Genomic DNA, 26,195 nt, shown 5'->3' with positions numbered 1-26,195 from the left:
TTCCTTATTCATAAAAATCATTTTTCCCTTTTTTCCCTTGCTTAGGCTTTTGCCGATGAAGGATTTCATTTTCCGGACGTAAATTTTCCGGTCTTTTATTCAAAAAGCGGAGCTGAGGACGAATTAAGCTTCCCCTTAAATCCGTCAGTCGCAGAGGAAAAATTGGCTCTAGATACGGGCGTCCAATAGACGTTAATTTCATTAAATGGGTGAGAAGGAAAGATCCCATTACGGCAATGCCGAGTGCACCCCACACCTGAGCCGCAAGCAGAAATGGAAATCGCAGCAGCCGAATAGCACTGCCCATTTTGTAAATAGGGGTGACAAATGAGGCAAGAGCAGAAAGGGCAACAATAATGAGTAAAATATTACTTGTTAAGCCTGCTGCCACAGCAGCCTGTCCAATCACAATCCCTCCAACAATCCCAAGCGTCTGACCGACTTTAGCTGGAAGCCTTGAACCTGCTTCTCTCAGTAATTCAATCGAAATCTCTAAAAATAGTGCCTCAATGATCGGAGGAAATGGAACAAGATAGCGAGAGGACACGATGGTTTCTAATAAATCCTTTGGAATCAGCTCATAATGAAACGTTAAAACGGCTACATATAAAGGTGTTGCAAAAATGGAAAATATCACAGCAAATATGCGTAACAGCCTAAAGCAAGAAGCTGCAATCCACGACATATTGTAGTCTTCCATAGTGGAAAAATACTCAAGTAAAATCGTCGGCGCAAGCAAGACATGAGGCGAGCCATCCACTAAAATGGCAATTTTCCCTTCTGATAATCCTGAAGATACGCGATCGGGCCTTTCTGTATTTAAAAACAACGGAAAGATCGTATTGGACACATCATAAAGCATTTGTGCAAGGTAATTTGCATCTAAAATTTGATCAAAATCAATATCTTCAATGCGCTGGAGAACGGTCTCAATGTTTTCCGGATTTGCAATCTCTTCAATATATAACACCGCTACTTTTGTTTGAGAAAGCGTGCCAACCGTCTTTTCCGACACTTTCAGATTCGGGGTCGGCAGCCGCCTTCTGACCAAATTTAAATTGGTATCCAAAACTTCCACAAATGCTTCTTGTGCACTGATAATGCCAAATTCAATCTCAGGCGGACCTACTTGTCTGCCTTTCTTTTCTTCAATCGGGATCAGAAGCGCTTTGCCCCAGTCCGTTTCAAGCCGAATGGCTATATTCCCTCGATGAAGGGCTTTTTCCACTTCCTGAAGATCGGTCGTGATAATAGACTGTTCAATGGGGATTCGTTCTTTCAGCTCTTCAAGAGTGGGGGTGAGATGTAATTCTTTCAAGTAGGGCAAAATTTGTTCATGGAGTAGCTGACCATTAATTAAAGAACGAAAAAAAGAAATTCGATAAAGAAATCCTTCACTTCGTGACAACTCGTTTGTAAAATCAGAGGAACGTGACAATGCCTCAAATACTGAATTTGGGTCTTTTTGTTGTTTGTTTTTCTTCAGCACTTGAACCATCTCCTTCCTCGATTTGCCTCTATTATCCAACCAATTGCCTGAAGATATGCATGAAAAAAAGCGTTCAGCTTGATGAGCTGGACGCTTCTTTCCCATAGTGAACGGCTTCTAATAAAAAATCGACGAGATGCACGGCCCGCATGTTAGGCGATTGTCCTGACCGTTTGATACCTGCTGCCATTTGCAGCTGGCAACCTGGATTGGACGTGACAATAGCCGCCGCAGCTGTTTGACTAGCTTCTATCATTTTATGATCTAAAATTTGCATTGACATCGTTGGCTGCAAGATATTATAAATGCCAGCTGATCCGCAGCAGCTGTCGGCATCCTTCATTTCTTTAAATGATACCCCTTGAATCGCCTTCATCAGCACCCTTGGCGCTTGCTGTACCCCCATTCCGTTCCGCAAGTGACAAGAATCTTGATAGGTGATGACTTGCTCTGGCAAAGCAAGCGGTGTGCTGCGGTGAAATGCCAGTTCCACTAAAATGTCTGATATATCCGTGATTTTCTGTGAGAAGGCTTCACCTCGTTTTTGAAAACCTGGCTCATCCTTTAACAAATGATCATAATCACTTAAAAAGGCACCACATCCTCCCGCATTCATGACAATCGCATCAGCCTCTATGTTCTCAAATGCTTCAATATTCCGCCTTGCTAACTGTTTCGCTTGTTCCTTTTCTCCGCTATGACCATGAAGTGCGCCGCAGCACGTCTGAACAGGAGGGACAACAACGTCACAGCCTGCCAATTGCAAAAGCTGGATGGTCGCTTCGTTTGTACTAGAAAAAACAGTGTCCATTAAACAGCCAGTAAAAAAAGCAACACGCTTTCTTGTTGTGCCAATGGCTTTGTATTCTAACGCACGACTTTTTTGTTGACGCGGCACCTTTGGAAGGGCCTGCTCCATCAGCTGTAAATGCGGCGGAAGCACCTTTAGCATGCCAGACTTGCGGGCGGCTGTTTGCAGACCAGAGGTTTGATAAAATCGCAGAAGTCCAGCCGCCTGTCGCATTCGGCTTTGGGAAGGAAAGAGTCCTTTAAATACAACACGTCTCACAAATTTGACAGGAAGAGATTGTTTTTTGTGCTGCTGAATAATGTTTCTTGCATCCTCAAGTAAACGTCCATATTTGACGCCTGAGGGGCAGACTGGTTCACATGCACGGCAGCCAAGACAAAGGTTCAATGAATGTTCGACATCTTCATCCGGCTCAATCACACCGTCTCTTACCGCCTTCATTAAAGCAATTCGGCCACGAGGAGAGTGCGTTTCTTGTTGACCGGATTCAATATAAGTAGGGCAGGAAGGGAGGCAGAAGCCGCAGCGCATGCAATTGAGCAGCTCCTTTTCATCCATTTGCTGTTGAAATGTTTGCTGCATCTCTGTTTGTTTAGAGGAATTCATGAGATCACCACTCGCTTCCTTGTTGCTTTTCCAAACACCTTATCAGGATTCATGATATTTGCTGGATCTAGCGCTTGTTTGATCGCTTTCATTGCAGCAATTCCTTCCTTTTTGACCTTGAGTTCCAAATAAGGGGCTTTCATGAGACCTACGCCATGTTCACCTGTAATGGTGCCGCCGAGGGAGACTGCTTTTTCAAAAATGGCCTGAAAGGCTTCTTCAACCCGCTTCATTTCTTCTTCATTTCTTGCATCAGTTGCACAAGTAGGGTGCAGATTTCCATCGCCTGCATGACCAAATGTACAGATTTTCACGTCGTACTCTCTCGCAATGTCTTCGATTGCCCGTACCATATTCGCAATTTCAGAACGAGGGACTGTGGCATCTTCTAAAATAGTCGTAGGGCTTAAACGGGCGAGAGCAGATAAAGCGGCCCGTCTTGCTGTTAAAAGGGCACTTGCTTCTTCTTCAGAATGTGCAATATTCACTTCTTTTGCACCGTGCTGTTGACAGACCTTTGCGATGTTTTGCATATCACGGGAAACAGCCTCAGGATTGCCGTCCTGTTCGATTAATAGCACCGCTTGAACGTCAGTCGGGAGACCAATTTTGGCAAAGTCTTCAACGACTTCTAGTGTCGGCTGATCCATAAATTCTAATGTGGCGGGGATGATACGTTCTGCAATAATCGCCGAAACTGATGCAGCTGCTTCCTCAAGGCTTTCATATAAGCAAAGCATCGTTTGTTTAGTTTCTGGAAGCGGCAAAAGCTTTAGCGTAGCTTCAGTAACGATTCCGAGCGTTCCTTCTGATCCAACAAATAAACGGGTCATATCATACCCGGCCACGTCTTTTGCGAGCTTACCGCCCGTTTTAATGATGTCGCCGTTTGGCAGAACCACTTCAAGTCCAAGTACATAATCTCTCGTTACGCCATATTTTAAACCTCGAAGCCCACCTGAATTTTCATTAATATTTCCGCCTAACGTCGAAATTTTCATCGAGCTTGGATCTGGTGGATAGAAAAGGCCTCTTGCCTCTACTTCGCGAATGAGTTCCTGTGTGATCAAGCCAGGCTGGACCGTTGCGGTCAAGTTTTCTTCATCTATTTCGATGAATTGGTTCATTCTTGTAAACAACATCACAAGTCCACCTTGTGTAGGACAGGTTCCTGCACAAAGGTTCGTTCCGGATCCTCTTGGCACAATCGGCACCTGATATGAGGCGCAAAGCCGAACAATTTGCTGGATGTCCTCAGCTGTACGCGGGCTTACGATAACATCTGGCATGTGCTGAAAATTAGGCGTTGCATCATAAGAGTAGGCAAGCCGATCAGCTTTGCTGTCTTGTACATGAGATGCACCGGCAATCTTCTTTAATTGATTTAAAAATTCAGAATTTAACATGCGCATTCACTCCTATTGGTTAGACATACCGTTTCTTTCAGTATAAAAAAAGAACCGCCTCATGCCTATGGACGATTCTACAAAATATCAGGCTGCTTGCTCCGATTATTTGGATGATGATCTAATAGCATCAAGGCTAAATAAAAGAGTATCGCATCTTGCATGCGTTTTGGATCAAGTGTCGTTAAATCTTGGATACGTTTTAGCCTGTAATGCAGTGTATTGATATGTACGTGCATCGCTTCCGCGGTATATTTCAATGAGCAATCCGACGTCATGAGTACACGCAATGTTTTTACTAGCTCAGGGTAGGGGAGAAGTGGGACAATTGTTCGATCAAGGAACACTTCTTTAGTTTCCTGACTCACTTCTTCTATAAAAAGCTCAAGTGTTAAATCTTCATCAAATACAATCGGTGTATCCGCATTCGCCATTTTCAAAGCACGAAAGGCTTGATGAAATGACTGCTTCATCATTTGTCCAGCTGCAGGTTTTCCCGCACCTATCAAAACCTTTGACGTGGAACGTGCAGTGAGCGCAGCATGGATATGAAAAAGACACTGCTGCAAAGTATCACGATCATTTGCTGAGGTTTGCAGCATGAGCAAAAAGCGGGCATGCCCCCAGCGGACGATCATTTCCTGATGAGTGAGATGCAGCATTTCCTTCACTTTTTTATATTGATCCTGCTTCATAAACGATTCATCATGACAATCAATAAGGACGACTACACGCTGCATATTAACATCAAGCTGTAGCCGCGCTGCTTTTTCAGTGAGATCGATGGCTGTCTCTGGCAAGTGAAGCCAATCGAACACGAACGCTTCAAGCTGCCGTTCATCGGTTTCCGTTTCAAGAAAAAATTCATGTTCTTGAATGAGCAATTCAGTCATTTTTCGTAATATTTCGCCAAATGGAGAGACATGGATAGGATTTCCTGTCATCCCAATCACACCAATGACCTCTTGCTTAAAATAAATAGGCAGATTGATACCAGCTTTGACCCCTTTCATTCGCTGCTCATCATCCTTTGTGAGGATTCGTTTTTGTCCTTCAAAGGATGTCAAATATGCTCCTTCATGAAATTGACCAATGCGCGCTGGATCTGTTGCCGCTATGATGGTGCCGTTTGTTTGTGCAATGATAATTTCCTCAGTCAGCACCTTTTTGACCTCGTCTACAATTTTTTCTGCCAGTGTCATTGTGAGCAAAACGTACCCCTCCGAGATGTATCTTTTGACACTATCATACCATCATATGCGGAGTGATATCTTTCTTTTCATGAGTTATGCTAAAATAAGACACGCACATGAAGAAGAAGAAAGGAGACATCGCTATGTCGCTACAAAATCGCTTACAAGATTTATTGAAAGAAGGACAAGCGCTGACAGACTTTGAATATGACGAAGCGGAGCGCCGCAATTGGCATTTAGAAGGTGCAAGAATAAAGGAAGAGGCACGCTTTAGCGATGTATATATAGAGCGTGTAGACAAAGAAACTGAGGACATGATTCAATCAGAAGGCACCTCATTTCTCAACACACCACTTACATATGTAAAACAACATCAAAAAGAATTCATTTATATCGAATCAAAGTGGTTTGATGTGGTAAGAGTCGATGGGTTAGCCATTGAATGGGATGAAGTATTCCAAACGTATACGGTGTTATTCGGTTTCAAACGTCCTAAAAAAGACACGGGCATTCTAAAGGACATGCTGGCTCCATTAAATGGTGCACAGCTTCAATTTAATGGACAAGATGGCTTATTTGATGTGAATTTACAGCTTCTTGAGCTTGAGGACATCCATGAAGACATGCCTTTCATTGAAGTCGTCTCAGCCGTGTACCGCTTTTTATTCCGTCTGATCATGCAGCTTGAAATCAATGAATCAAACAACGGCTCAACTACCTGAGCCGTTGTTTTTGTTACGTCTACTCATTTGATAAAGGCGTGGCAAACTGTACATCATGCTCTTTTCCATATTGAAGATAGTCTTCACTTGGCTGCTTATTCGTCACGACGACATCAAGATCTTGCAAATGACAAAATGTGGTCAAAGCGTAATGATTAAATTTACTATCATCCACTAATAAAAACGTTTTCGCACTTTTTTCAACCACTGTCTTTTTAATATCCGTTTCAAGAGGGGATGAATTCGTGACTCCGTGGCCAATCGATAAACCAGTTGATGCGATAAAGGCTTTATTGACATTGTAAGCTTTCAAACGCTCTACACTTTGATAGCCAACGAAAGAATTCGTTTTTCTCTCAAGCATCCCCCCGGTAGAAAAGATAGTCATATTTTCATAAGGCATTGACTGTGTGATGAAATCTACATTATTGGTCACAACTGTCACCTGTTTCTCAGTCAAATAGGGGAGCATCTCAAGTGTTGTCGTACCAGAATCTACAAATATCATATCCCCATTCTCCACAAAAGCAGCTGCTGTTTGACCAATCAATTGCTTTTTACTGAGCTGACGAGTCTTTCGCTCCTGATAGACCACTAACGTTGAATGATTCACAGCTACTCCGCCATATACTTTTTTGAGCACGCCGGACTCCACCAATGCTTGTACATCTCGGCGTATCGTGTTTTTTGAAACGCCGAAATGCGCCACAAGCTCATCTAGTGAGGCAGATTCTCGGTCAAACACATACTCTTTAATTTGCTGAATCCGTTTTGTTTTGATCATGCTACATATCTCCAATCCAACCGAATGTGCTTTTTCCATTATACCAAATGGCTTCTCTTTTCCCCATCTCGATAAAAGCGTATGATAGAGAAAAGGACGTAACGGAAAGGAATTTCACTTCTATGAATCAATCAAACAACCCATTTTCGAAGCTTGCGAATTTTAGAGAAGTAGGCGGACTTCACACAACAGATGAAATGGTGATCAGAGAGGGGATGATTTATCGATCCGCAGACTTATCCCGTCTGACAAAACAAGATATCGAGACGTTTTCAACCCTTGGTGTTCAAACCGTTTGTGATCTCCGTACAGCCTCAGAACGAAAATCACATCCGCCAAAAATCAAAGAACATGACAAAATCGTCCATATTCCCATGCATCCTGACAGTAAGATGCCCAGTAAATGGGTCATGTTCCGTATGCTAGTAGCAGAAGGGAAATCTTTCACTTTCACACCGTTTATGAAAGATTTATATCAAAGCATGCTCACAGAGCGTAAAGAAGAAATTCAGCAGCTGTTTAAACTGCTTTCAGATAAAAGCAATTACCCGCTGATGCTTCACTGCACAAGCGGTAAGGACCGGACAGGATTTTTATCTGCCCTCATTCAATTAGTAGCAGGTGTACCGGTATCTGTCGTTTTAAGTGAATACATGCGCTCTAATGAAGGGGTGAAAATGCTTGTCAGAAGGCAGCAGCGATTTGTCCGCATGATGAGTTTATACCGGGTGTCAAAACAGCAAATTCAGCCGCTTCTCGGCGTGCAGCAGGATTATCTGGAAGATGTGCTAAACGAGATGATGGAGACATATGGGAGTGCAGAAAGGTATTTAATTGAGGCTTGCGACATACCTGAAGCCCAGCTAAAGGAAATGAAAAACATCCTGCTGACACCATCTGCTGGCATTCGATCTCAAAAAGCGGAATAAACTGATGATGAGGTGATGCAAAAAATGGTGAAAAAGATCAGTATGGCGTGTCTAACACTAATTTTGATGTTTGTCTTCTTATTGATTCCATCTAGCAGTCTAGCTCGTCCAATGCCAAAAGGAAAACTTGAAAGCATAAGAGAGATGCGCGCGGTATGGATCGCATCGGTTTATAACTTAGATTGGCCTTCAAAGAAAGGACTGCCTGTCAAAGAGCAGAAAGAAGAGTATATTCATTTGTTAGATGAGATCAAAGCGATGAATATGAATGCCGTGGTTATGCAAATTAAACCGACAGCAGATGCCTTTTATCCTTCTGAATATGGGCCGTGGTCCGAATATTTGACCGGCACGCAAGGGAAAGACCCCGGGTATGATCCGCTTGATTTCATGATTGAAGAAGCTCATAAACGGGGTCTCGAATTTCACGCTTGGTTTAACCCGTATCGCATCACAATGAATCATACAGACCTGAGCCGTTTATCAGCCGATCACCCAGCAAAAAAACATCCTGATTGGACCATAGCGTACGGAAATCAGCTTTATTACAATCCTGGTATTCCTAAGGCACAAGAATTTATTGTCGGCGGTATAGAAGAAGTCGTGAAAAACTACGATGTTGATGCAGTGCATATGGATGATTATTTTTATCCGAATAAAATAGCCGGTGTGCCGTTCCCAGATCAAGAAACGTATGAAACATATGGAAAAAAGGCATTCACGCATATAGAAGATTGGCGAAGAGATAATGTGAACCAATTGGTCAAGCAAATCAACGACACCGTGAAGAAAGTAAAGCCGTATATGAAATTTGGCATTAGCCCATTTGGCGTCTGGCGCAATATAAAGGATGACCCGACTGGTTCAAATACGACAGCAGGGATGACCAATTACGATGATTTGTATGCTGATACAAGAGAGTGGATTCAGCAGCACGATATCGATTATGTCACCCCGCAAATTTACTGGAGCATCGGTTTTCAGGCAGCCGCCTATGACGTGCTCACGAAATGGTGGTCAAATGAAGTGAAGGGAGAGCCTGTTCATCTGTACATTGGTCAGGCGACCTATAAAATCAATCAAAACAGTGATCCTGCTTGGTCTGATCCTGAAGAATACTTTCGGCAGATCCAACTGAACAGGCAGTCACCTCTCGTTCAGGGAAGCATGCACTTTAGCCTAAAAGATATCAATCGCAACCCTTTGAATGTCAAAAATCGATTGATAGAAGACGCCTACCGGAAGCCGGCTCTCATTCCAGAAATGCCTTGGCTTCATCAGAAAGCGCCAAAAAAACCAATCATTCAATCTATTAAAAAAACAGCAGACGGTACGGCTTTACAGATCAAAAATGATCCGAGGTCTACCGCAGCCTATTATGCGGTCTATCGATTGACGACAAAAGGAACATACGAATTGCTTCAAACTGTTAAAAAAGAAACCGGTACGCTAACATCTGTCAAAGATCTTTCAGTTCACCAGAATAAGAGCGATACTTACAAAGTAACGGCTCTCAATCGTCTTCATCACGAAAGCAAGCCTTCTACAAAAAGAGTGAGATAATGAAAAAGCATGAATGAGGATTTCCTTCGTTCATGCTTTTTTCTATTATTTTTGTTTTAATTTTCTGAATTCACCCAAGCTTGGCATGAAGCAGCCACTTGATTAATAAATATGATAGAAAAGAGCCAAAGGGGGAAAAAAGATGGATTTTGAATTAACGAAAGAACAACAAATGATCCGCCAGATGGTCAAAGAATTTGCTAAAGCAGAAATTGCACCACTCGCTCAAACCATTGATGAACAAGCTGTATTCCCAGCCCAAACTTTTCAAAAAATGGGGGAGCTCGGCTTGATGGGTATTCCATTTCCAGAGAAATACGGAGGATCAGGGGGAGATACAATCTCATATGCACTCGCTGTAGAAGAAATCGGAAAACAGTGTGCGAGTACAGGTCTTAGCTATGCCGCAGCCGTTTCCTTAGGTGCAAGCCCCCTTTATTACTTCGGTACAGAGGAACAAAAAATGGACCACCTCGTTCCGCTGGCATCTGGAACAGCACTCGGTTCCTTCGGATTAACGGAGCCAAATGCAGGATCAGATGCGAAAGGAACAAAAACAAAAGCGGTCAAAGACGGACAAGAATATGTGATCAGCGGGGAGAAATGCTGGATCACAAATGCCAATTTTGCCAGAACCATTATCGTTACCGCTGTATCGGATCACGATGAGCACGGCCGCCCGATCATCTCCGCCTTCATTGTAGAAAAAGGGCAAAAAGGGCTAACCATTACAAATCCATACGACAAAATGGGGGTGCGCGGTTCAGATACGGCTGAAATCATTTTAGATAACGTACGTGTACCAGCACATCATATATTAGGAGATCCAAACAAAGGCTTCAAGCAATTTTTATACACGTTAGACGGTGGGCGAATTTCGATTGCTGCCTTATCTGTTGGCATCGCGCAAGCTGCACTAGATGCTTCTCTCTCCTATGCAAAGGAAAGAAAGCAATTTGGGCAGACCCTTTCTTCCTTCCAAGCCATTCAGTTTAAGCTGGCGGATATGGCGATGCAAATAGAACTCGCTAGACAAATGGTGTGGAAAGCGGCCTGGCTGAAAGATCATGGCAAGCCATTTACTAAAGAAGCTGCCTATGCAAAACTTTTCGCTTCAGAAATGGCGACAAAAGCAAGCCTCGATGCTGTCCAAATTCACGGAGGAACAGGCTATATGAAAGAGTGCGGGGTAGAGCGGCTTGTGAGAGATGCCAAGCTCATGGAAATCGGAGAAGGCACCTCTGAAATTCAGCGTTTAGTCATTGCAAGACAATTGTTAGCTTAATTCTATAATGTAAACGCTTACCATAGATGAAGGAGGAAAATCACGATGTCGATTCATCCGCAAACGATCGGCTCCCTACTAAAAGAGAAAAAGGAGCAGCACCCAGCACATGAAGCCATTGTGTATCCAGAACGTTCATTACGTTATTCATACGAAGCGTTTTTTAGAGAGGTCAAGGAAACAGGGAAAGGTCTTATGGCATTAGGTGTTCAAAAAGGCGACCACATTGCCATCATGGCACCTAATGTACCTGAATGGCTCATACTGCAATTCGCCTGCGCTTCTATTGGAGCTGTTCTTGTCACCGTGAATACGAACTTTCAATCACAAGAACTCGCATACTTACTAAAGCACTCTGATAGCAGCATGCTGTTTATCGTTGACGGGTTTAAAGAGACATCATATGTCAGGATGCTTGAAGACCTCATTCCAGAGCTTCAAACAGCTCACCAAGACAAAATCACTTCAACAGCTTTTCCATATTTAAAAAGTGTCGTCTATATTGGTGAGCACACGCCAAAGGGTATGCGGAGCTGGGACAGTATTCAAGCTGCTGCCAAAAGAACGGAGAATGATGAATGGGAGAAACGAATGGAGGAGCTGACGCCTGATGACGTCATTAACATGCAGTATACGTCAGGGACCACCGGCTACCCAAAAGGTGTCATGCTCAGCCATACAAACATCGTCTGCAATGCTAGTCAAATCGGAGATTGCATGAAGCTCACACGTGATGACCGCATGTGTATCCCTGTGCCGTTCTTTCATTGTTTTGGGTCTGTTCTTGGTGTACTGGCTTGTCTCACAAAAGGTGGCACGATCATTCCAATTGAATCTTTCCACCCAGAGCGCGTCCTTCAAACAGTGGAAAAAGAGAAGTGCACAGTTCTTCACGGCGTCCCGACAATGTTCATCGCAGAGCTGGATCACCCGAATTTCCACAAGTACGATCTGTCCACATTACGCACCGGCATTATGGCAGGATCTCTCTGTCCATCCCATGTGATGAAAGCCGTCATTGAACAAATGGGTCTGAAGGAGCTCACGATTGCTTACGGCCAGACAGAAAGCTCTCCTGTCATTACCCAAACAAGAACGGATGATTCATTTGAAAGGCGGGTTCAGACAGTCGGCCGGGCGCTTCCTCACATCGAAGTGAAAATCACCGCGCCAGGTACCCAAGATGAAGTATCAAGAGGAGAACAAGGCGAGCTATGTACGAGAGGCTATCACGTGATGAAGGGCTACTATAAAAATGAAGAAGCCACAAATGAAGTCATTGATGAGGACGGGTGGCTGCATACAGGAGATTTAGCGGAGATGGATGAGGATGGCTATGTGAAAATCACCGGACGGCTGAAAGATATGATTATTAGAGGCGGGGAAAATGTTTACCCAAAAGAGATTGAAGACGTTCTTTACACGCATCCAGCCATTCTTGATGCACAGGTCGTCGGTATTCCTGACGAGACTTACGGAGAAGAAGCCGCCGCATTCATTCGGCTCAAACAAGGTCGTGCTGTGACGATTGAGACATTAACAAGCTACTGTCAATCACAAATGGCACGCTACAAAATTCCGAAATATTTTTTCATCACAGATGAGTATCCAATGACCGCCTCAGGGAAGATTCAAAAATTTCGTCTGAAAAAACAGGCGCTTGATCTAATAAAGGAGTGAGGGCAGCGATGTTCAAAAAAGTACTGATTGCCAATCGAGGCGAAATTGCTCGTCGAATCATTCGGACTTGTAAAAGGCTAGGGATCAACACCGTGGCTGTTTATTCAGAGGCAGATCAGCATGCGCTTCATGTGCAAGAAGCAGACAGCGCCTATCTCATTGGAGGCGCAAAAGTATCTGAAAGCTATTTAAACATGGAAGTGATCATCGAGATTGCCAAGCAGACAAATACAGATGCCATCCATCCTGGCTATGGCCTTTTATCAGAAAATGCAGCCTTTGCTGAACGATGCCGCAGCGAAGGAATCGCTTTTATTGGTCCATCTGCCCAGGTCATTCAGTGCATGGGCAATAAAATTGAAGCAAGAAAAACGATGGATCAAGTGGGAATCCCTATTGTACCTGGCGTTTCAGCACCTCTTTATGACGCAGAAGAAGGAGTCAGTAAAGCGCAGTCACTCGGTTACCCGATCATGCTCAAGGCATCAAGTGGAGGCGGAGGTATCGGCATGCAGCTTGCCCGAAATGATGAGGAGCTGCGTAAAGCTTTTGAAGGAAATCAAAAAAGAGCGCAAAGTTTTTTTAACGACGGGACGCTTTATATGGAAAAGGTCATTGAAGATGCGCGTCACATTGAAATTCAAGTCCTTTTTGATTCATTCGGCCATGGGGTTCACTTATTTGAGCGCGACTGTTCACTCCAAAGAAGACACCAGAAAATCATCGAAGAAGCACCAGCTTCCTGTCTCGATGAATCCGTAAGACAAAAGATGGGACAAATGGCGGTGAAAGCAGCCAAAGCGATCGGCTATGAAAATGCAGGGACAATTGAATGTTTAGTCGATCAAAACCAACACTTTTACTTTCTTGAGATGAACACGAGATTACAAGTAGAACACCCTGTCACAGAAGAAATTACAGGAATTGATCTTGTCGAAGAGCAGCTAAAAATCGCTGCATCAGAGCCGCTTTCCTTCAATCAAGAAGACATTCATCAAATCGGGCATGCCATCGAGGTCAGAATCTATGCGGAGGATCCCGTCACCTTTTATCCGTCGCCAGGAACAATCACTCGTCTATCTATGCCAGAAGCTCCCTATATACGCCATGAATCAAGTGTGACAAGTGGGAGCGTCATTACCCCATATTACGATCCAATGATTGCGAAGATGGTCGTTTATGGTGAAACACGAAAACTTGCAATAGAACGATTAAAAGCAGCGTTACAAGCATATGAAATAGAAGGGATCAAATCCAACTTAGCGCTTTTAAGAGAAATGGCTGGATCATCGGCTTTCTTAAATGGCAGCATCACAACCGATTTTCTTATGAAAAAAAGGGAGGGAAACCGTTCATGAAAACAGTCACGATACAAATGGCGGGAAACTTATGGAAGCTTCTTGTGAAACAAGGCGATGAAGTGCAAAAAGGGCAGGAGGTCGCTATTTTGGAATCAATGAAAATGGAGATTCCTATAGTGGCAGAAGAGACGGGTTTTATTAGCAAAGTGTATAAAGCAGAGGGAGAATTTGTCGATGAAGGGGAGGTTCTTCTAGAGCTGACAGAATAGGGGGGAGAGAGATGGCATTACCAAAGCGTGTACTTATTAGGGAGGTCGGCCCGCGGGACGGGTTGCAAAATGAATCCACGTGGCTAGACACAAGCGAGAAACAAAGGTGGATTGAACTACTCACAGCAGCTCGGCTTCCTTATATTGAAGTCACCTCATTTGTTCATCCTAAATGGGTCCCAGCTTTAAAAGACGCCAAAGAACTAGCCCAATCCTTACACAAAAAAGGAGACATCACCTATGCTGCACTTATACCTAACGAAAAAGGGTTAGCTCACTTTTTTGAAGCAAATCTTGATACAGGCGCTATGTTTATCTCTTCGAGTGAAACGCATAACAAAAAGAACATGAATCAATCCATCCAAGAAACACTTCCTGTCATCAAACAAATGACAGCTGATTTAAAAGCAGCAGGAAAACACACACGCGCATATATTTCCACCGTGTTTGGCTGCCCTTATGAACATCAAGTGCCGATGGATCAAGTGTTGCGGTTAACGGAAATGCTGCTTTCTTATGGCATTGATGAAATATCACTCGGTGACACCATTGGAGAAGCCCACCCCCTTCAAGTAGAAAGGCGCTTAGACATTTTACTTGAACGTTTTCCAGCTGATAAAATCGCTCTTCATTTTCACGATACGAAAGGGATGGGGCTTGCTAATATTTATACAGCATTAAAAGCCGGAATTACCATATTTGACGCCTCTAGCGGTGGGCTAGGTGGCTGTCCATATGCGCCTGGCTCTAGCGGAAATGTCGCAACAGAAGATGTCGTGCATATGCTTCAAAAATTAGGAATCGACACCAATATCAATTTTCCAGCATTGATAAAAGCGGCAGAATGGATCGAAACAAAAGTAGACCGCACCCTGCCTAGTCATTGTTTACGTGCTTTTCACTCTCATACTACTTTATAAAGGATGAATGTGACATGACATCATTGGTCAATTTTACGATACAAGATGAACAGATTGGGATCATAACCTTAAACAGACCAGAACAAGCGAATGCCCTTTCTGCTGCGATGCTTGAGGAGATCAATCAGCTCATTCAAGAAATCAAACATGATGAAAGCATCCGCTGCCTGCTCTTGACAGGAGCTGGTTCTAACGTCTTTTGCGCAGGTGCTGATTTAAAAGAGCGACGATTAATGACAGAGGAAGAAGCAAAAGAGGCAGTTCTGTCAATTCAGCAAACCTTTACGGAGATTGAATCCCTTCCTGTACCTGTCATTGCCGTCATAAATGGACACGCACTCGGCGGAGGACTTGAACTCGCACTGGCTTGTGATATTCGCATTGCACGAGCCGGAGCAAGACTCGCCCTTCCAGAAACTGGACTAGCTATCATACCAGGAGCAGGAGGAACGCAGCGTCTCCCGCGCCTCATCGGACTCGGTAAAGCAAAAGAGATCATTTTCACAGGTACTTCATTACAAGCTGAAGAAGCCATTCAAATTGGACTGATTGAGCACCTTTCATTAGCAGATTCCCTTATGAATGACGCCATTTCTCTCGCAAAACAAATTTCAAAAAACGGTCCAATTGCTTTAAAAGAAGCGAAACGAGCGATTCAAATGAGCCTTGATCACGATCTGCGTACAGGTTTAATGAAGGAATACGAAGCCTATTTACGGCTCATTGATACAGAAGATCGAAGGGAAGGCCTTCAAGCTTTTCAAGAAAAACGAGCGCCTCATTACAGGGGCAACTAGCAAGAAAGGGGAATGGGCATGATCGAAGAATTTGAATTGAAAAAACAGCGAATTGTCAAAGGAGGGGCCGAGCGATACCATCAAAAAAACAAAGAAAAAGGAAAATTGTTCGTCCGCGACCGGCTCCAGTTGCTATTAGATCAGGATTCGTTCATTGAGGATGCAATGTTTGCCGAGTGTAAAGATGAGCATTTACCAGCAGATGGTGTTGTCACAGGGACGGGACGGATGAACGGGCAAACCGTATGCGTAATGGCAAATGATTCTACTGTCAAAGCTGGATCGTGGGGCGTCAAAACGGTCGAAAAAATCATCAGAATTCAAGAAACAGCGGAAAAACTCAACTGCCCGATGCTGTATTTAGTTGACTCTGCGGGTGCAAGAATCACCGATCAAATTGCAATGTTTCCGGGCAGAAGGGGAGCGGGACGCATTTTTTATAACCAGGTAAAGCTTTCTGGACGTATCCCGCAAGTTTGTTTACTATTTGGTCCTTCTGCGGCAGGAGGTGCTTACATTCCTGCTTTTTGTGACATCGTTGTGATGGTCGAAGGGAATGCCTCGATGTATTTAGGCTCTCCGAGAATGGCTGAAATGGTGATTGGAGAAAAAGTAACGCTTGAAGAAATGGGCGGCGCAAACATGCATTGCAGCATATCAGGATGTGGTGATATTTTAGCCAAAACAGAAGAAGAAGCCATTCAAATCGCTCGTGACTATTTAACTTACATGCCTGCCAACTATACAGAAAAACCAAAACCGGCAGCAGCAAAAGCACCTAAAGCATCTGAGATGACCATCCAAGGACTTATTCCTAAAGGGCAAAATACCCCTTTTGATATGTATCAGCTCATTGATTTACTCATTGATGAAGGGTCATTTTTTGAAATCAAAAAACTGTTTGCCGCAGAGCTGATCACAGGCTTTGGCCGAATGAACGGGCAGCCTGTCGGTCTGATTGCCAACCAGCCGAGGGTAAAAGGCGGGGTGCTGTTCCATGACTCAGCTGATAAAGCCGCTAAGTTTATTCAGCTTTGTGACGCCTTTCATATCCCGCTCCTTTTCCTTGCGGATATACCGGGATTTATGATCGGAACAAAAGTGGAACAAGCTGGTATTATTAGACATGGGGCGAAAATGATCTCCGCTATGTCAGAGGCGACGGTTCCGAAAATATCGGTCATTGTGCGAAAAGCTTACGGTGCAGGTTTATATGCAATGGCAGGACCAGCGTTTGAACCAGACTGCTGTCTCGCTCTTCCATCGGCACAAATTGCTGTCATGGGACCCGAAGCGGCTGTAAATGCTGTCTATGCAAATAAGATTGCCGAATTGCCTGCTGAAGAGAGAGCTGCATTTATCCAAGAGAAGCGCAAGGAATATCAAGAAGATATGAATATATATGAGCTTGCCTCTGAAATGATTGTCGACGGCGTCATCCCGTTTGACCATCTGCGAAATGAGCTTTGTCACCGATTCCATGCCTATTCCTCAAAAGAGATGACATTTACAAGACGAAAACATCCGGTCTATCCGGTCTAAAGGGGGACATCCTCATGATGAACCTGAAACCAGTATGGAAACCGGAAGAGCAGATGATCAAACAGACACGTCTTTACAAATGGATGCACTCACTTGGTTTTTCTACTTATGATGCATTCTACAAAGCTAGTATCGAGCGTACCGATTGGTTTTGGAGAGAAGCTGAAAAGGCGGTCGGTATCAAGTGGAAAGTTCCATATGAAGCTGCATTAGGTCAAGATTCATTCATGTGGCCGAAGTGGTATAAAGGCGGCCAACTCAACATAACCGAAACGGCCGTGGACAAATGGGCAGAGAACGAAGAAGCGCAGCATCAGCCAGCCGTGATTTGGAAAAACGAGATGGGGGAAGAGAGGAGATGGACGTTTCTCGATCTTCAGGAAAAAGTAAATCGCCTTGCTGCTGGCTTTTTGAAGAATGGGCTTCAAAAAGGAGATGTGGCCATCATTTATATGCCGATGCTTCCTGAAACGGTTGCTGTCATGCTAGCCTTTGCAAAAATTGGTGTTATCTTTAGTCCTGTCTTCTCCGGTTATGGAAGCGAGCCTCTTGCGGTGCGTATTCGTGCGTCAGGTGCAGCTATTGTCGTCACTGGCTCAGGCATGACGCGCCGCGGAAAGAAGATCAATATGCGAGAATGTGCGGCAGAAGCGATAGAGAAAACCTCAACCGTCAAAATCGTCATCGTACACACCTTCTCTGAAACTGAATATGAAGGGGATATCAGGCTTAATGATTTATTAACAGAAGACCCGATATGTGAAACGACCTATCTCTCAAATGAAGAGCCTCTCATGATCTTATACACTTCTGGAACAACGGGCACGCCAAAAGGAGCTGTCCATACACACGCAGGCTTTCCTGTAAAAGCAGCTTTTGATGCCGGTCTTTGTATGGACGTTGCAAAAGGAGACCGCTTGTTTTGGCTCACAGACATGGGCTGGATGATGGGGCCATTTCTCGTCTTTGGCGGCTTGATCAATGGAGCTTCGATTGTTTTATATGACGGCGCACCCGATTATCCAGATGAACAGTACCTCTGGTCATTTATTCACGAGCAAAAGGTCACCCACTTTGGGCTTTCACCTACGTTTGTTCGATCCGCGATGCAGCAAGATCTTGCAAGTATAAAGCTACCCCATGTCAAAGCCATCATATCTACAGGTGAGCCGTGGAATGAAGCACCATGGCAATGGCTTTTTGACAAAATTGGTGATAAGCATATTCCAATTCTAAACTATTCAGGAGGAACAGAAGTCTCTGGTGGAATTGTAGGAAGTACGTTGCTTCGCCCAATTAAGCCAGTCCTCTTTAATGCGGCAATCTTAGGAATGGCAGCTGATGTATATAATGAAGAAGGTGAGAGCGTCATAAATGAAGTAGGAGAGCTCGTTGTGAAAAAGCCTTGGGTCGGCATGACATGCGGGTTTTGGAAAGATCCTGAACGTTATGAAGATACGTATTTCAAACGATTTGATGGGGTGTGGACGCATGGCGATTGGGTGGTGCAATCAGATGATGGCACGTTTCATATCACTGGCAGATCAGATGATGTCATTAATACAGCAGGAAAACGTGTCGGTCCAGTAGAAATAGAATCCATTCTTGTCGGGCATCCAGCAGTACACGAGGCAGCAGTGATTGGGGTCAAGGATGAGGTGAAAGGGGAGGCACTCGTGTGCTTCATCGTGACCAGCCCGCAGTCTTGTGACGAATCAAAATTGATTCATGAACTCAAAACTCATGTTGGTTCATACGCGGGAAAAGCGCTCACGCCAAAGGACATTCATCTGATTTCAGCTTTACCGAAAACAAGAAACGGAAAAATCGTCCGGCGCTTATTAAAAGGAGCTTATGAACAGCAACTTTCACCAGATCTTTCTTCTTTAGACAATCCTCATGTATACGAAAGTATTTGTGAGTATTTGAACCGGAAACAGAATCAATAGAAAAAGACAGGAGAGTGTCCTGTCTTTTTTTATTGCACATGAAAGTTCGTGCCATCTGTTGTTTCTTTGACAATCCCTGCTCGAACAACAAAATCACCGAAATGTTCTTTTTCTTCTCGCTCTTTTGCATAGCGAGGGAGAAGAGAGCCAAGCTCATTTAAAATCTCTTCCTCACCAACATTTTCACGGTACAGCTTACTTAATCTGCTACCATCAAACGCAGCGCCAAGATACATGTTGTATTTGCCAGGTGATTTCCCGATGAAGCCAATTTCACCTAGCGCATGACGGGCACATCCATTTGGACAACCAGTCATACGAATCGTGATTTCTTTATCACTTAAGCCGTTTTCTTCGACAATCTCTTCAATTTTGTCAATCAAGCGCGGAAGGTAGCGTTCTGCTTCTGCCATTGCTAAGCCGCATGTTGGAAGAGAAACACATGCCATTGAACTACGGCGGAGTGCAGAGTGCTGCTGACCATCTGATAAGCCGAACTCCTGAATGAGCTGCTCGATTTGTTTCTTTTTATGAGAAGTGACATTTCCAATGATCAAATTTTGATTCGCTGTTAAGCGGAAGTCACCTGAATGAATCTTTGCGATTTCACGAATGCCTGTCATTAGAGGATAATCATCATAATCTATGATGCGTCCGCCTTCTACAAACATCGTATAATGCCATCTGCCATTGATGCCTTTTACCCAGCCATAACGGTCACCGTTATGATCAAAGTGATAATCTCTTGCTTCTAAAAGGGCAAACCCGAGGCGGCGCTCCAGCTCTTCTTTTACATTCTCAAGACCAAGGCGGTCCACCGTATATTTAAAGCGGGCATTTTTTCGCACGGAACGATTTCCGTAGTCACGCTGAATGGTAATCACTTGTTTTGCAATCTCTACGACCTGTTCTGGTGTACAAAAGCCAATCACTTTTGCAAGCTGAGGATAGGTCGCTGTATCACCATGAGTCATACCCATGCCGCCGCCAATTGCGACATTAAAGCCGATCAATTGTTCATTTTCGATGATGGCAATGAAGCCTAAATCTTGCGAAAAGACATCAATATCGTTAGCAGGAGGGACCGCCACACCAATTTTGAATTTCCTTGGTAAATAAAGCGGGCCATACATCGGTTCAACTTCCGTATCAGGCGTTGCCGCAACCTTCTCCTCATCAAGCCAAATTTCATGATACGCTCTTGTTTGCGGGAGCAAGTCATCACTTAATTTTTTCGCCAGCTCGTATACATCATGGTGCACTTCTGATTGATAGGGGTTTGATGTACACATGACATTCCGGTTCACGTCGCCGCAAGCAGCAATTGTATCAAGCATAGTAGAATGAATGTCTTGAATGGTTTTTTTCATATTCCATTTTAAAATACCATGAAGCTGAAAGGTTTCACGAGTAGTCAGCTTTAACGTTCCGTTTCCGTATTTGTGAGCAAGCTCATCCATCACAAGCCACTGCTTAGATGTGGCGATTCCACCAGGCAGGCGTACGCGTAGCATAAATTGATAGGCTGGTTCAAGTTTTTGTTTCTGCCGTTCATTTCTGAGGTCCCGATCATCCTGTAAATAGCTGCCGTGATGCTTCATTAGGCGGTTGTCATCATCAGGAATTCCCGCTGAAATCGGATCAAGCATTACTTCTTTTAACGTACCCCGTAAATAATCACTTTTTTCTTTGATTTCTTCTACGTCGCTCGGAGGTCCTTCCGGCGCTGTTAATGCTGTCTTCACCATGTAAGTAAAAGCCCCTTTCTTTCAAGCATCAAGTCCATTAATATACGTCGCGCTGATAGCGTTTTTGCTGCTGCAAATTAGCTAGATAGCTTTCTGCTTTCTCTTTGCTCATCGCACCTTCTTCTTGAATAATCGATAGAAGAGTATGATGAACATCATGCGCCATATGCTTTTCATCTCCGCAAACATATACAGAGGCACCTTGTTCTAGCCATTCGAATAATTCTTTACTTTGCTTCTTCATTTGATGCTGAACATATACTTTTTCCTCTGAATCTCTTGAAAAAGCCACATCCATTTTCGTTAAGACGCCATCTTTTAACCACTTTTGCCATTCGGTTTGATATAAGAAGTCCGTCACAAAGTGCTGATCACCGAAGAATAACCATGACTTTCCGCTTGCACCGATTTCTTCTCGTTCCTGCATAAACGAACGGAAAGGGGCAATGCCTGTGCCTGGTCCCACCATAATGATCGGAGCATCAGGGTTTTCAGGAAGCTTAAAGTTTTGATTGTGCTGAATATAAACAGGCAGTGTATCACCTGGTTCCAAGCGCTCTGCACATAAAATGGAACAGACCCCTTGACGTTCTCTTCCGTGAGCATCATATCTCACAGCACCGATCGTCAAGTGAACTTCTTCTTCATTCGCTTTCAGACTGCTTGCAATCGAATAAAGGCGGGCAGGAATTTTTCTTAAAATCGCAGTGACGTCTGCGGCTGATCCTTCAAAAGGACCAAAGTCGCGCGTAGCATCGACTAAATCTCTTCCTGCTATATACGCTTTTAACTTTTCTTCATTTCCTTCTTTTAAAAGGGCATGGAGGGCTTCATTTTTCGTCAAGTCCGCCAACTTGTGAAGAAGGGGTTTTGTTAACACTGTAATCTCAAAATGTGAGGTGAGTGCTTCTTTTAAAGGAAGAGTCTCACCGTTTTTATGAACAGTTACGGCTTCGTCTGCCTTCCATCCGCATGTCGTGATCAGTTCATCAACAAGCGTAGGATCATTTGTTGGATAAATTCCAAGACTGTCACCCGGTTCATAAACAAGTCCTGATCCTTCAAGTGAAAGCTCCAAATGGCGGGTTTCTTTGTTAGAGCCGCGGCCATTTAGGTTGATATTTTCAAGCACTTCCGCATAAAAAGGATTCGTTCTTGAGTATTCAGAAACTGTTGTTGTGTTTGCTGCCGCTGATTCTTGCGTGAATGCTGCGGCTTCACCTTCGCTAAGTGAAGCTGTCACCCCTTGAAGCCATTCAGAAAACGGCTCATCATAATCAAGGTCACAATCCACTCGATCTGTCAGGCGCGTTCCGCCAAGTTCTTTGAAGCGCTCATCAAATTCTTTTCCAGTCTGACAGAAGAATTCGTAGGAGCTGTCGCCAAGCGATAGAACAGAAAAGCTTAAATGATCGAGCTTTGGCGCACGTCTACCATGGACATATTCATGGAAAGACAGAGCATTGTCAGGCGGATCTCCCTCACCATGTGTGCTGACGATCATCAGTAAATTGTGTATTTTTTTCAGATTATTCGGTTTAAAATCTGACATAGAAGAGAGCGTCACTTGAAAACCTTTCTCCTCAAGATGCTGTGCTGTCCTTTTCGCTAATCCTTCAGAATTACCTGTTTGTGAGCCATAAAGGACGGTCACATCTTTACTGACAGGCTGCGCAGGTGCTGCGGCAGAAGGAGAAGGGGATTGAGTAGCTGTTTCTGATCCGGCTAGAGCTGCTTGTGCTGATAAATAACCGGTAAGCCAAATTTTTTGTTGATCTGTTAAAGTCGGAAGCAGCTGATTGAGCAAGTCTGCCTGCTGCTGACTAAAAGGACTGTTCAATACATGAAGTTGCAACGATATCCACCTCACAAGGAATATAAACATAGATTAATTCGATAGGAATTATATATATAGGTTCAATTTGAACTTTACCGAAAGTTTGCCATTAAGTAAAATATATAATATTGATTGTCATGATTAAGATTTCTAATACCTTAAACATAACTAAAGCTTTTTAATTAAATTTTCGGAAAGCTTGAGCGAAAGAAAGTGATTTTTTAATATTCTTCATTTTAAGTTTTTTAACAAAAAATTGATTTTATAGATTAAAATGTTATTACAGTAGTTTTATTTTAAAACAAAGGAGCTGTAAGTAACATTGAATATTTTTAAAGTTTCAATCTTAGTCTTTACTCTCTTTTTAGTAGGGTGTGTTCACAACAATGAAAAAAAACTTAATACGGAACCTAGTAGTGAAAAAAAAGAAACACTTTTCTCTGCTAAAGGTATACTGTTACACAAAGAAAAAAACACTGGTTTACTTCTTATTAATAATAAAACCCCTAAAAAAAATGATTATCTATTGGAATTGAATACTCTTGTTGATAAGTATAGTTCTGATCTTATCGTGATCGATCTATCAAAAGTAAATAAACAGAAATTGAAACCGGGACAAAAAATAGAAATTTGGTTTGAAGAACTAAAAGAATCTAATCCTCCAAAAACTACAGTGAAGAAATATAAAACTATCACTTGATTTTCAATAAAATTCCAATTAATATCATTTTAAATAGTAAATATTATGTTGGAGGTATTAATATGAAAAAATTTGTTTTGATCTTTGTAAGCCTTTTAAGTTTATTGTTGTTGCCTATTAATGTAAAGTCCTATAGCCCCTATGACATAACAACTAAGGATGGAAGGAAAATTCCATTTTCGGAATATAAGACTAAGGTAGAAAAGAAAGATCTCTCCCATCAAGAAGGAACTCCTCCTATAACAGCAACTACATTGATAGAATCCAACATCACAGATTTTAAACCCAGCAAATTAAAACCAGAAAAAGTTTATGATAAAAATACATTTTTACCATTAAAAATTGATTACAATAATACTATAAAACCATTTGCGGTTATCGGTAAAGACGGCAGGAAAAAAATTAGCAATACACTAGTTTCTCCTTATAACAAAATTGCTTATTTCTATGGTGAAAACAGTAAGTATGGTTATTCATGTACAGCAAACGTCATTGCAAAAAATAAAATCTTAACCAATGCTCATTGTGTTTACGATTTTGATAGAAAAGAATACATTAAATATGGATTCGCTATTCCAGGAATGAAAGATTCTCATTATTCTTTAGGTGCTTATGAGGTAGATGACTATTTAATACCAGGTGGATATATCAAAGAAGGAAAATCAATTTATGACTATGCTGTAGTTAAGTTAAAAGCAACGCCTGGATACAATATTGCAGATAAAACAGGAAGCTTTGGAATATCACAAGTTTCAAAATTAAAAGGAACAACAATTAGTATTACTGGTTATCCAGCAGACTTAAACACAAAAGAAGGAAAAATATCTCAATATGAAATGTCAGGAAAAGTAACATCCGAAAGCTCTGATTTAGCTTTTTATAAAATTGATACAGCAGGAGGACAATCAGGGTCAGCTATGTTAAATACTAAAAATAGAATCGTAGGTGTCCATAATGCAGCTTATACTTCAGGTGAAAATGGGGGACCTAAAATGACTTCCGCGGTTATGACATTTGTATCTTACGGTAAAGGATGGTAGTTATAGATATTTTTATTGAGTAACTTCTTAAAAAAGGAGAACAACCCTAAGGTTTTTCTCCTTTCTCAAATTACGCCGTTGGAAGCCCCATCACAGCTTTCACTTCTAAATATTCCTCGATACCGAAGTCTCCCCATTCTCTTCCGATACCTGATTGCTTAAAGCCGCCAAATGGGGCAAAGTAATCTGTTTCGGCATTGTTAATGGTGATTTGGCCAGCGCGAATATGTTCAGCGACATATTTTAATGTTTTTTCATCTTTTCCCACAACATACCCTGCAAGACCATACACTGTATCATTGGCGATCTCAAGAGCATGATCAAGATTCTGATACGTGATGACACTCATGACTGGGCCAAAAATTTCTTCTTGTGCAATGGTCATGTCATTTTTCACATTGGTGAAAATGGTATGCTTGGCGAAATATCCTTGATCGATTCCGTCTGGCTTTCCAGTTCCCCCAGCAAGAAGGGTAGCACCTTCTTCGATTCCTTTTTCAATATAAGATTGCACGGTATCCCATTGTTTTTTAGATACAAGCGGACCTGTAGCATGATCTTCTCTCGGATCACCAACTGTAAACTTCGGTAGGGCGTTCAGTAGCGCTTTTTCAAACTGATCTTTCATTGATTCTGGAATCAGCACACGTGTAGCTGCAGAACACACTTGACCAGTATTCATCGCAATATGCTGAATGGCAGTTTCAGCTGCCACATCCACATCTGCATCATCTAAGACGATAAGAGGGGATTTCCCGCCAAGCTCAAGAGCGACTTTCTTCACATTGTCCGCTGCGTTTTCCATAATTTTAGAGCCAACAGCACCTGATCCAGTAAATGAAACAAAATCAATATCAGGATGTGAGCTAATGCCGTCACCAATCACGTCACCGGTTCCGTTTACTAAGTTGAAGACGCCTTTCGGTACACCAGCTTCATCAATAATTTCTGCAAGAATCATTGCAGCAAATGGTGTAATTTCCGCTGGCTTTAAGACAACTGTTGTGCCTGCCGCAATGGCTCCTGCGATTTTAAGGGATGTCTGGTTCGTCGGGAAATTCCACGGTGTAATCAACCCACTGACGCCAATCGCTTCTTTTATAATGGTATGTCCGCCGCGATCTTCGGTAAATGTATAAGATTTAAGTGCTTCCGCCGCTTTAGAAAAATGTTCATAGCCCATTTTATAATGAACTTCTTCTGATACTTTTAGCGGTGCACCGAGCTCTTGTGTCATCACTTCTACAAGTTCATCTTTGCGTTTTTCATAGCCGCGCACAATGTTTTCCAGCATTTTTACTCGTTCATTTCGAGATGTTTTTGAGAAAGAAGGGAAGGCGGCACGAGCTGCTTTCACTGCCTTATCTAAATCCTCTTTTGTTCCTAAACTAATCGTGCCAATAACCTCTTCTGTTGCAGGGTTGATGACCTCTGTCGTTTCGTTTCCAGTTGATGCAATCCATTCTCCGTTAATAAAATGTTTCTCTTGATTTCTCATTCTGACATGTCTCCTTTTTGTATGTGATTCATTCAATATTCTGTTTTCAGCTGATATAAAACTGTACCCACTGTGAAAAATCTAAAACAAACAAACTGCAAAAGAAAAAGTTTTTGATATAATACG

General features: G+C 42.8%; 21 protein-coding genes. 13 read left to right on the top strand and 8 right to left on the bottom strand.

Annotation, left to right across the window (positions count from 1 at the left end; translation table 11 throughout):
- Positions 1-4: 4 nt before the first annotated feature.
- From MKX52_RS09040 to MKX52_RS09025, 4 genes are all read right to left on the bottom strand, one after another.
- Positions 5-1,489, bottom strand: a complete 1,485-nt coding sequence (locus MKX52_RS09040) for a spore germination protein (protein WP_217014952.1) — start codon at positions 1,487-1,489, stop codon at positions 5-7.
- Between the two features lie 73 nt (positions 1,490-1,562).
- The gene (locus MKX52_RS09035) at positions 1,563-2,906 is read right to left on the bottom strand and encodes a (Fe-S)-binding protein (RefSeq protein WP_342491849.1); all 1,344 of its coding nucleotides are present in this window, start codon (positions 2,904-2,906) and stop codon (positions 1,563-1,565) included.
- Entirely contained in the window at positions 2,903-4,312 is a 1,410-nt protein-coding gene (gene glcD / locus MKX52_RS09030; RefSeq protein WP_342491848.1) for a glycolate oxidase subunit GlcD, read from the bottom strand. Before glcD ends, MKX52_RS09035 begins: the two co-directional genes overlap by 4 nt.
- Before the next feature lie 77 nt (positions 4,313-4,389).
- Positions 4,390-5,523: a sugar diacid recognition domain-containing protein gene (locus tag MKX52_RS09025; protein WP_342491847.1), complete on the bottom strand. Its 1,134-nt coding sequence runs from the start codon at positions 5,521-5,523 to the stop codon at positions 4,390-4,392.
- Positions 5,524-5,648: 125 nt separating this feature from the next.
- Here MKX52_RS09025 and MKX52_RS09020 point away from each other — a divergent pair, with 125 nt between their 5' ends.
- Positions 5,649-6,227, top strand: coding sequence for a branched-chain amino acid aminotransferase (locus tag MKX52_RS09020; RefSeq protein WP_342491846.1), 579 nt, complete (start codon positions 5,649-5,651; stop codon positions 6,225-6,227).
- Between the two features lie 19 nt (positions 6,228-6,246).
- Here MKX52_RS09020 and MKX52_RS09015 read toward each other — a convergent pair whose 3' ends face one another.
- Positions 6,247-7,011, bottom strand: coding sequence for a DeoR/GlpR family DNA-binding transcription regulator (locus MKX52_RS09015; RefSeq protein WP_342491845.1), 765 nt, complete (start codon positions 7,009-7,011; stop codon positions 6,247-6,249).
- Positions 7,012-7,133: 122 nt separating this feature from the next.
- Between MKX52_RS09015 and MKX52_RS09010 the strand changes: the two genes are divergently transcribed.
- From MKX52_RS09010 to MKX52_RS08965, 10 genes are all read left to right on the top strand, one after another.
- Positions 7,134-7,940 carry a tyrosine-protein phosphatase gene (locus MKX52_RS09010; RefSeq protein ID WP_342491844.1) on the top strand — a complete coding sequence of 269 codons (807 nt, stop codon included), beginning with the start codon at positions 7,134-7,136 and terminating at the stop codon, positions 7,938-7,940.
- A gap of 24 nt (positions 7,941-7,964) precedes the next feature.
- Positions 7,965-9,503, top strand: coding sequence for a family 10 glycosylhydrolase (locus MKX52_RS09005; protein ID WP_342491843.1), 1,539 nt, complete (start codon positions 7,965-7,967; stop codon positions 9,501-9,503).
- Between the two features lie 142 nt (positions 9,504-9,645).
- Complete coding sequence (locus MKX52_RS09000; RefSeq protein WP_012010185.1) at positions 9,646-10,788, top strand: acyl-CoA dehydrogenase family protein; 1,143 nt, start codon at positions 9,646-9,648, stop codon at positions 10,786-10,788.
- Positions 10,789-10,833: 45 nt separating this feature from the next.
- Positions 10,834-12,468 (top strand): AMP-binding protein, encoded by a 1,635-nt coding sequence (locus MKX52_RS08995; protein ID WP_342491842.1) that lies wholly within the window; start codon positions 10,834-10,836, stop codon positions 12,466-12,468.
- 8 nt (positions 12,469-12,476) lie between these two features.
- A complete protein-coding gene (locus tag MKX52_RS08990) occupies positions 12,477-13,826 on the top strand; it encodes an acetyl-CoA carboxylase biotin carboxylase subunit (protein WP_342491841.1) in 1,350 nt (449 codons plus the stop codon).
- Positions 13,823-14,038, top strand: coding sequence for an acetyl-CoA carboxylase biotin carboxyl carrier protein subunit (locus tag MKX52_RS08985; protein ID WP_012010182.1), 216 nt, complete (start codon positions 13,823-13,825; stop codon positions 14,036-14,038). The genes MKX52_RS08990 and MKX52_RS08985 overlap by 4 nt, the downstream gene beginning before the upstream one ends.
- 11 nt (positions 14,039-14,049) lie before the next feature.
- The gene (locus MKX52_RS08980; protein WP_088002380.1) at positions 14,050-14,958 is read left to right on the top strand and encodes a hydroxymethylglutaryl-CoA lyase; all 909 of its coding nucleotides are present in this window, start codon (positions 14,050-14,052) and stop codon (positions 14,956-14,958) included.
- 14 nt (positions 14,959-14,972) lie between these two features.
- Positions 14,973-15,755 (top strand): enoyl-CoA hydratase, encoded by a 783-nt coding sequence (locus MKX52_RS08975; protein ID WP_151020351.1) that lies wholly within the window; start codon positions 14,973-14,975, stop codon positions 15,753-15,755.
- Positions 15,756-15,773: 18 nt separating this feature from the next.
- Positions 15,774-17,297 carry an acyl-CoA carboxylase subunit beta gene (locus MKX52_RS08970; protein WP_144487666.1) on the top strand — a complete coding sequence of 508 codons (1,524 nt, stop codon included), beginning with the start codon at positions 15,774-15,776 and terminating at the stop codon, positions 17,295-17,297.
- A gap of 14 nt (positions 17,298-17,311) precedes the next feature.
- The gene (locus MKX52_RS08965; RefSeq protein ID WP_342491840.1) at positions 17,312-19,246 is read left to right on the top strand and encodes an AMP-binding protein; all 1,935 of its coding nucleotides are present in this window, start codon (positions 17,312-17,314) and stop codon (positions 19,244-19,246) included.
- Between the two features lie 29 nt (positions 19,247-19,275).
- Here the strand turns inward: MKX52_RS08965 and cysI are convergent, their stop codons facing one another.
- Both cysI and MKX52_RS08955 read right to left on the bottom strand, forming a co-directional pair.
- Positions 19,276-20,994 carry an assimilatory sulfite reductase (NADPH) hemoprotein subunit gene (gene cysI, locus MKX52_RS08960; protein ID WP_342491839.1) on the bottom strand — a complete coding sequence of 573 codons (1,719 nt, stop codon included), beginning with the start codon at positions 20,992-20,994 and terminating at the stop codon, positions 19,276-19,278.
- A 37-nt stretch (positions 20,995-21,031) separates the two neighbouring features.
- On the bottom strand, positions 21,032-22,849 hold the full coding sequence (locus MKX52_RS08955; protein WP_342491838.1) for an assimilatory sulfite reductase (NADPH) flavoprotein subunit: 1,818 nt from the start codon (positions 22,847-22,849) through the stop codon (positions 21,032-21,034).
- 304 nt (positions 22,850-23,153) lie between these two features.
- Here MKX52_RS08955 and MKX52_RS08950 point away from each other — a divergent pair, with 304 nt between their 5' ends.
- Both MKX52_RS08950 and MKX52_RS08945 read left to right on the top strand, forming a co-directional pair.
- Positions 23,154-23,531, top strand: a complete 378-nt coding sequence (locus tag MKX52_RS08950; RefSeq protein ID WP_144468539.1) for a DUF3221 domain-containing protein — start codon at positions 23,154-23,156, stop codon at positions 23,529-23,531.
- Between the two features lie 62 nt (positions 23,532-23,593).
- Positions 23,594-24,571, top strand: a complete 978-nt coding sequence (locus MKX52_RS08945; RefSeq protein WP_342491837.1) for a trypsin-like serine protease — start codon at positions 23,594-23,596, stop codon at positions 24,569-24,571.
- 70 nt (positions 24,572-24,641) lie between these two features.
- Here the strand turns inward: MKX52_RS08945 and MKX52_RS08940 are convergent, their stop codons facing one another.
- Positions 24,642-26,069, bottom strand: a complete 1,428-nt coding sequence (locus tag MKX52_RS08940) for an aldehyde dehydrogenase family protein (RefSeq protein ID WP_342491836.1) — start codon at positions 26,067-26,069, stop codon at positions 24,642-24,644.
- Between the last annotated feature and the right edge of the window lie 126 nt (positions 26,070-26,195).

The organism is Bacillus sp. FSL R5-0422, assembly GCF_038610765.1.
GTDB lineage: Bacteria > Bacillota > Bacilli > Bacillales > Bacillaceae > Bacillus > Bacillus pumilus_O.
This window is presented reverse-complemented; position numbering and strand designations above follow the sequence as displayed.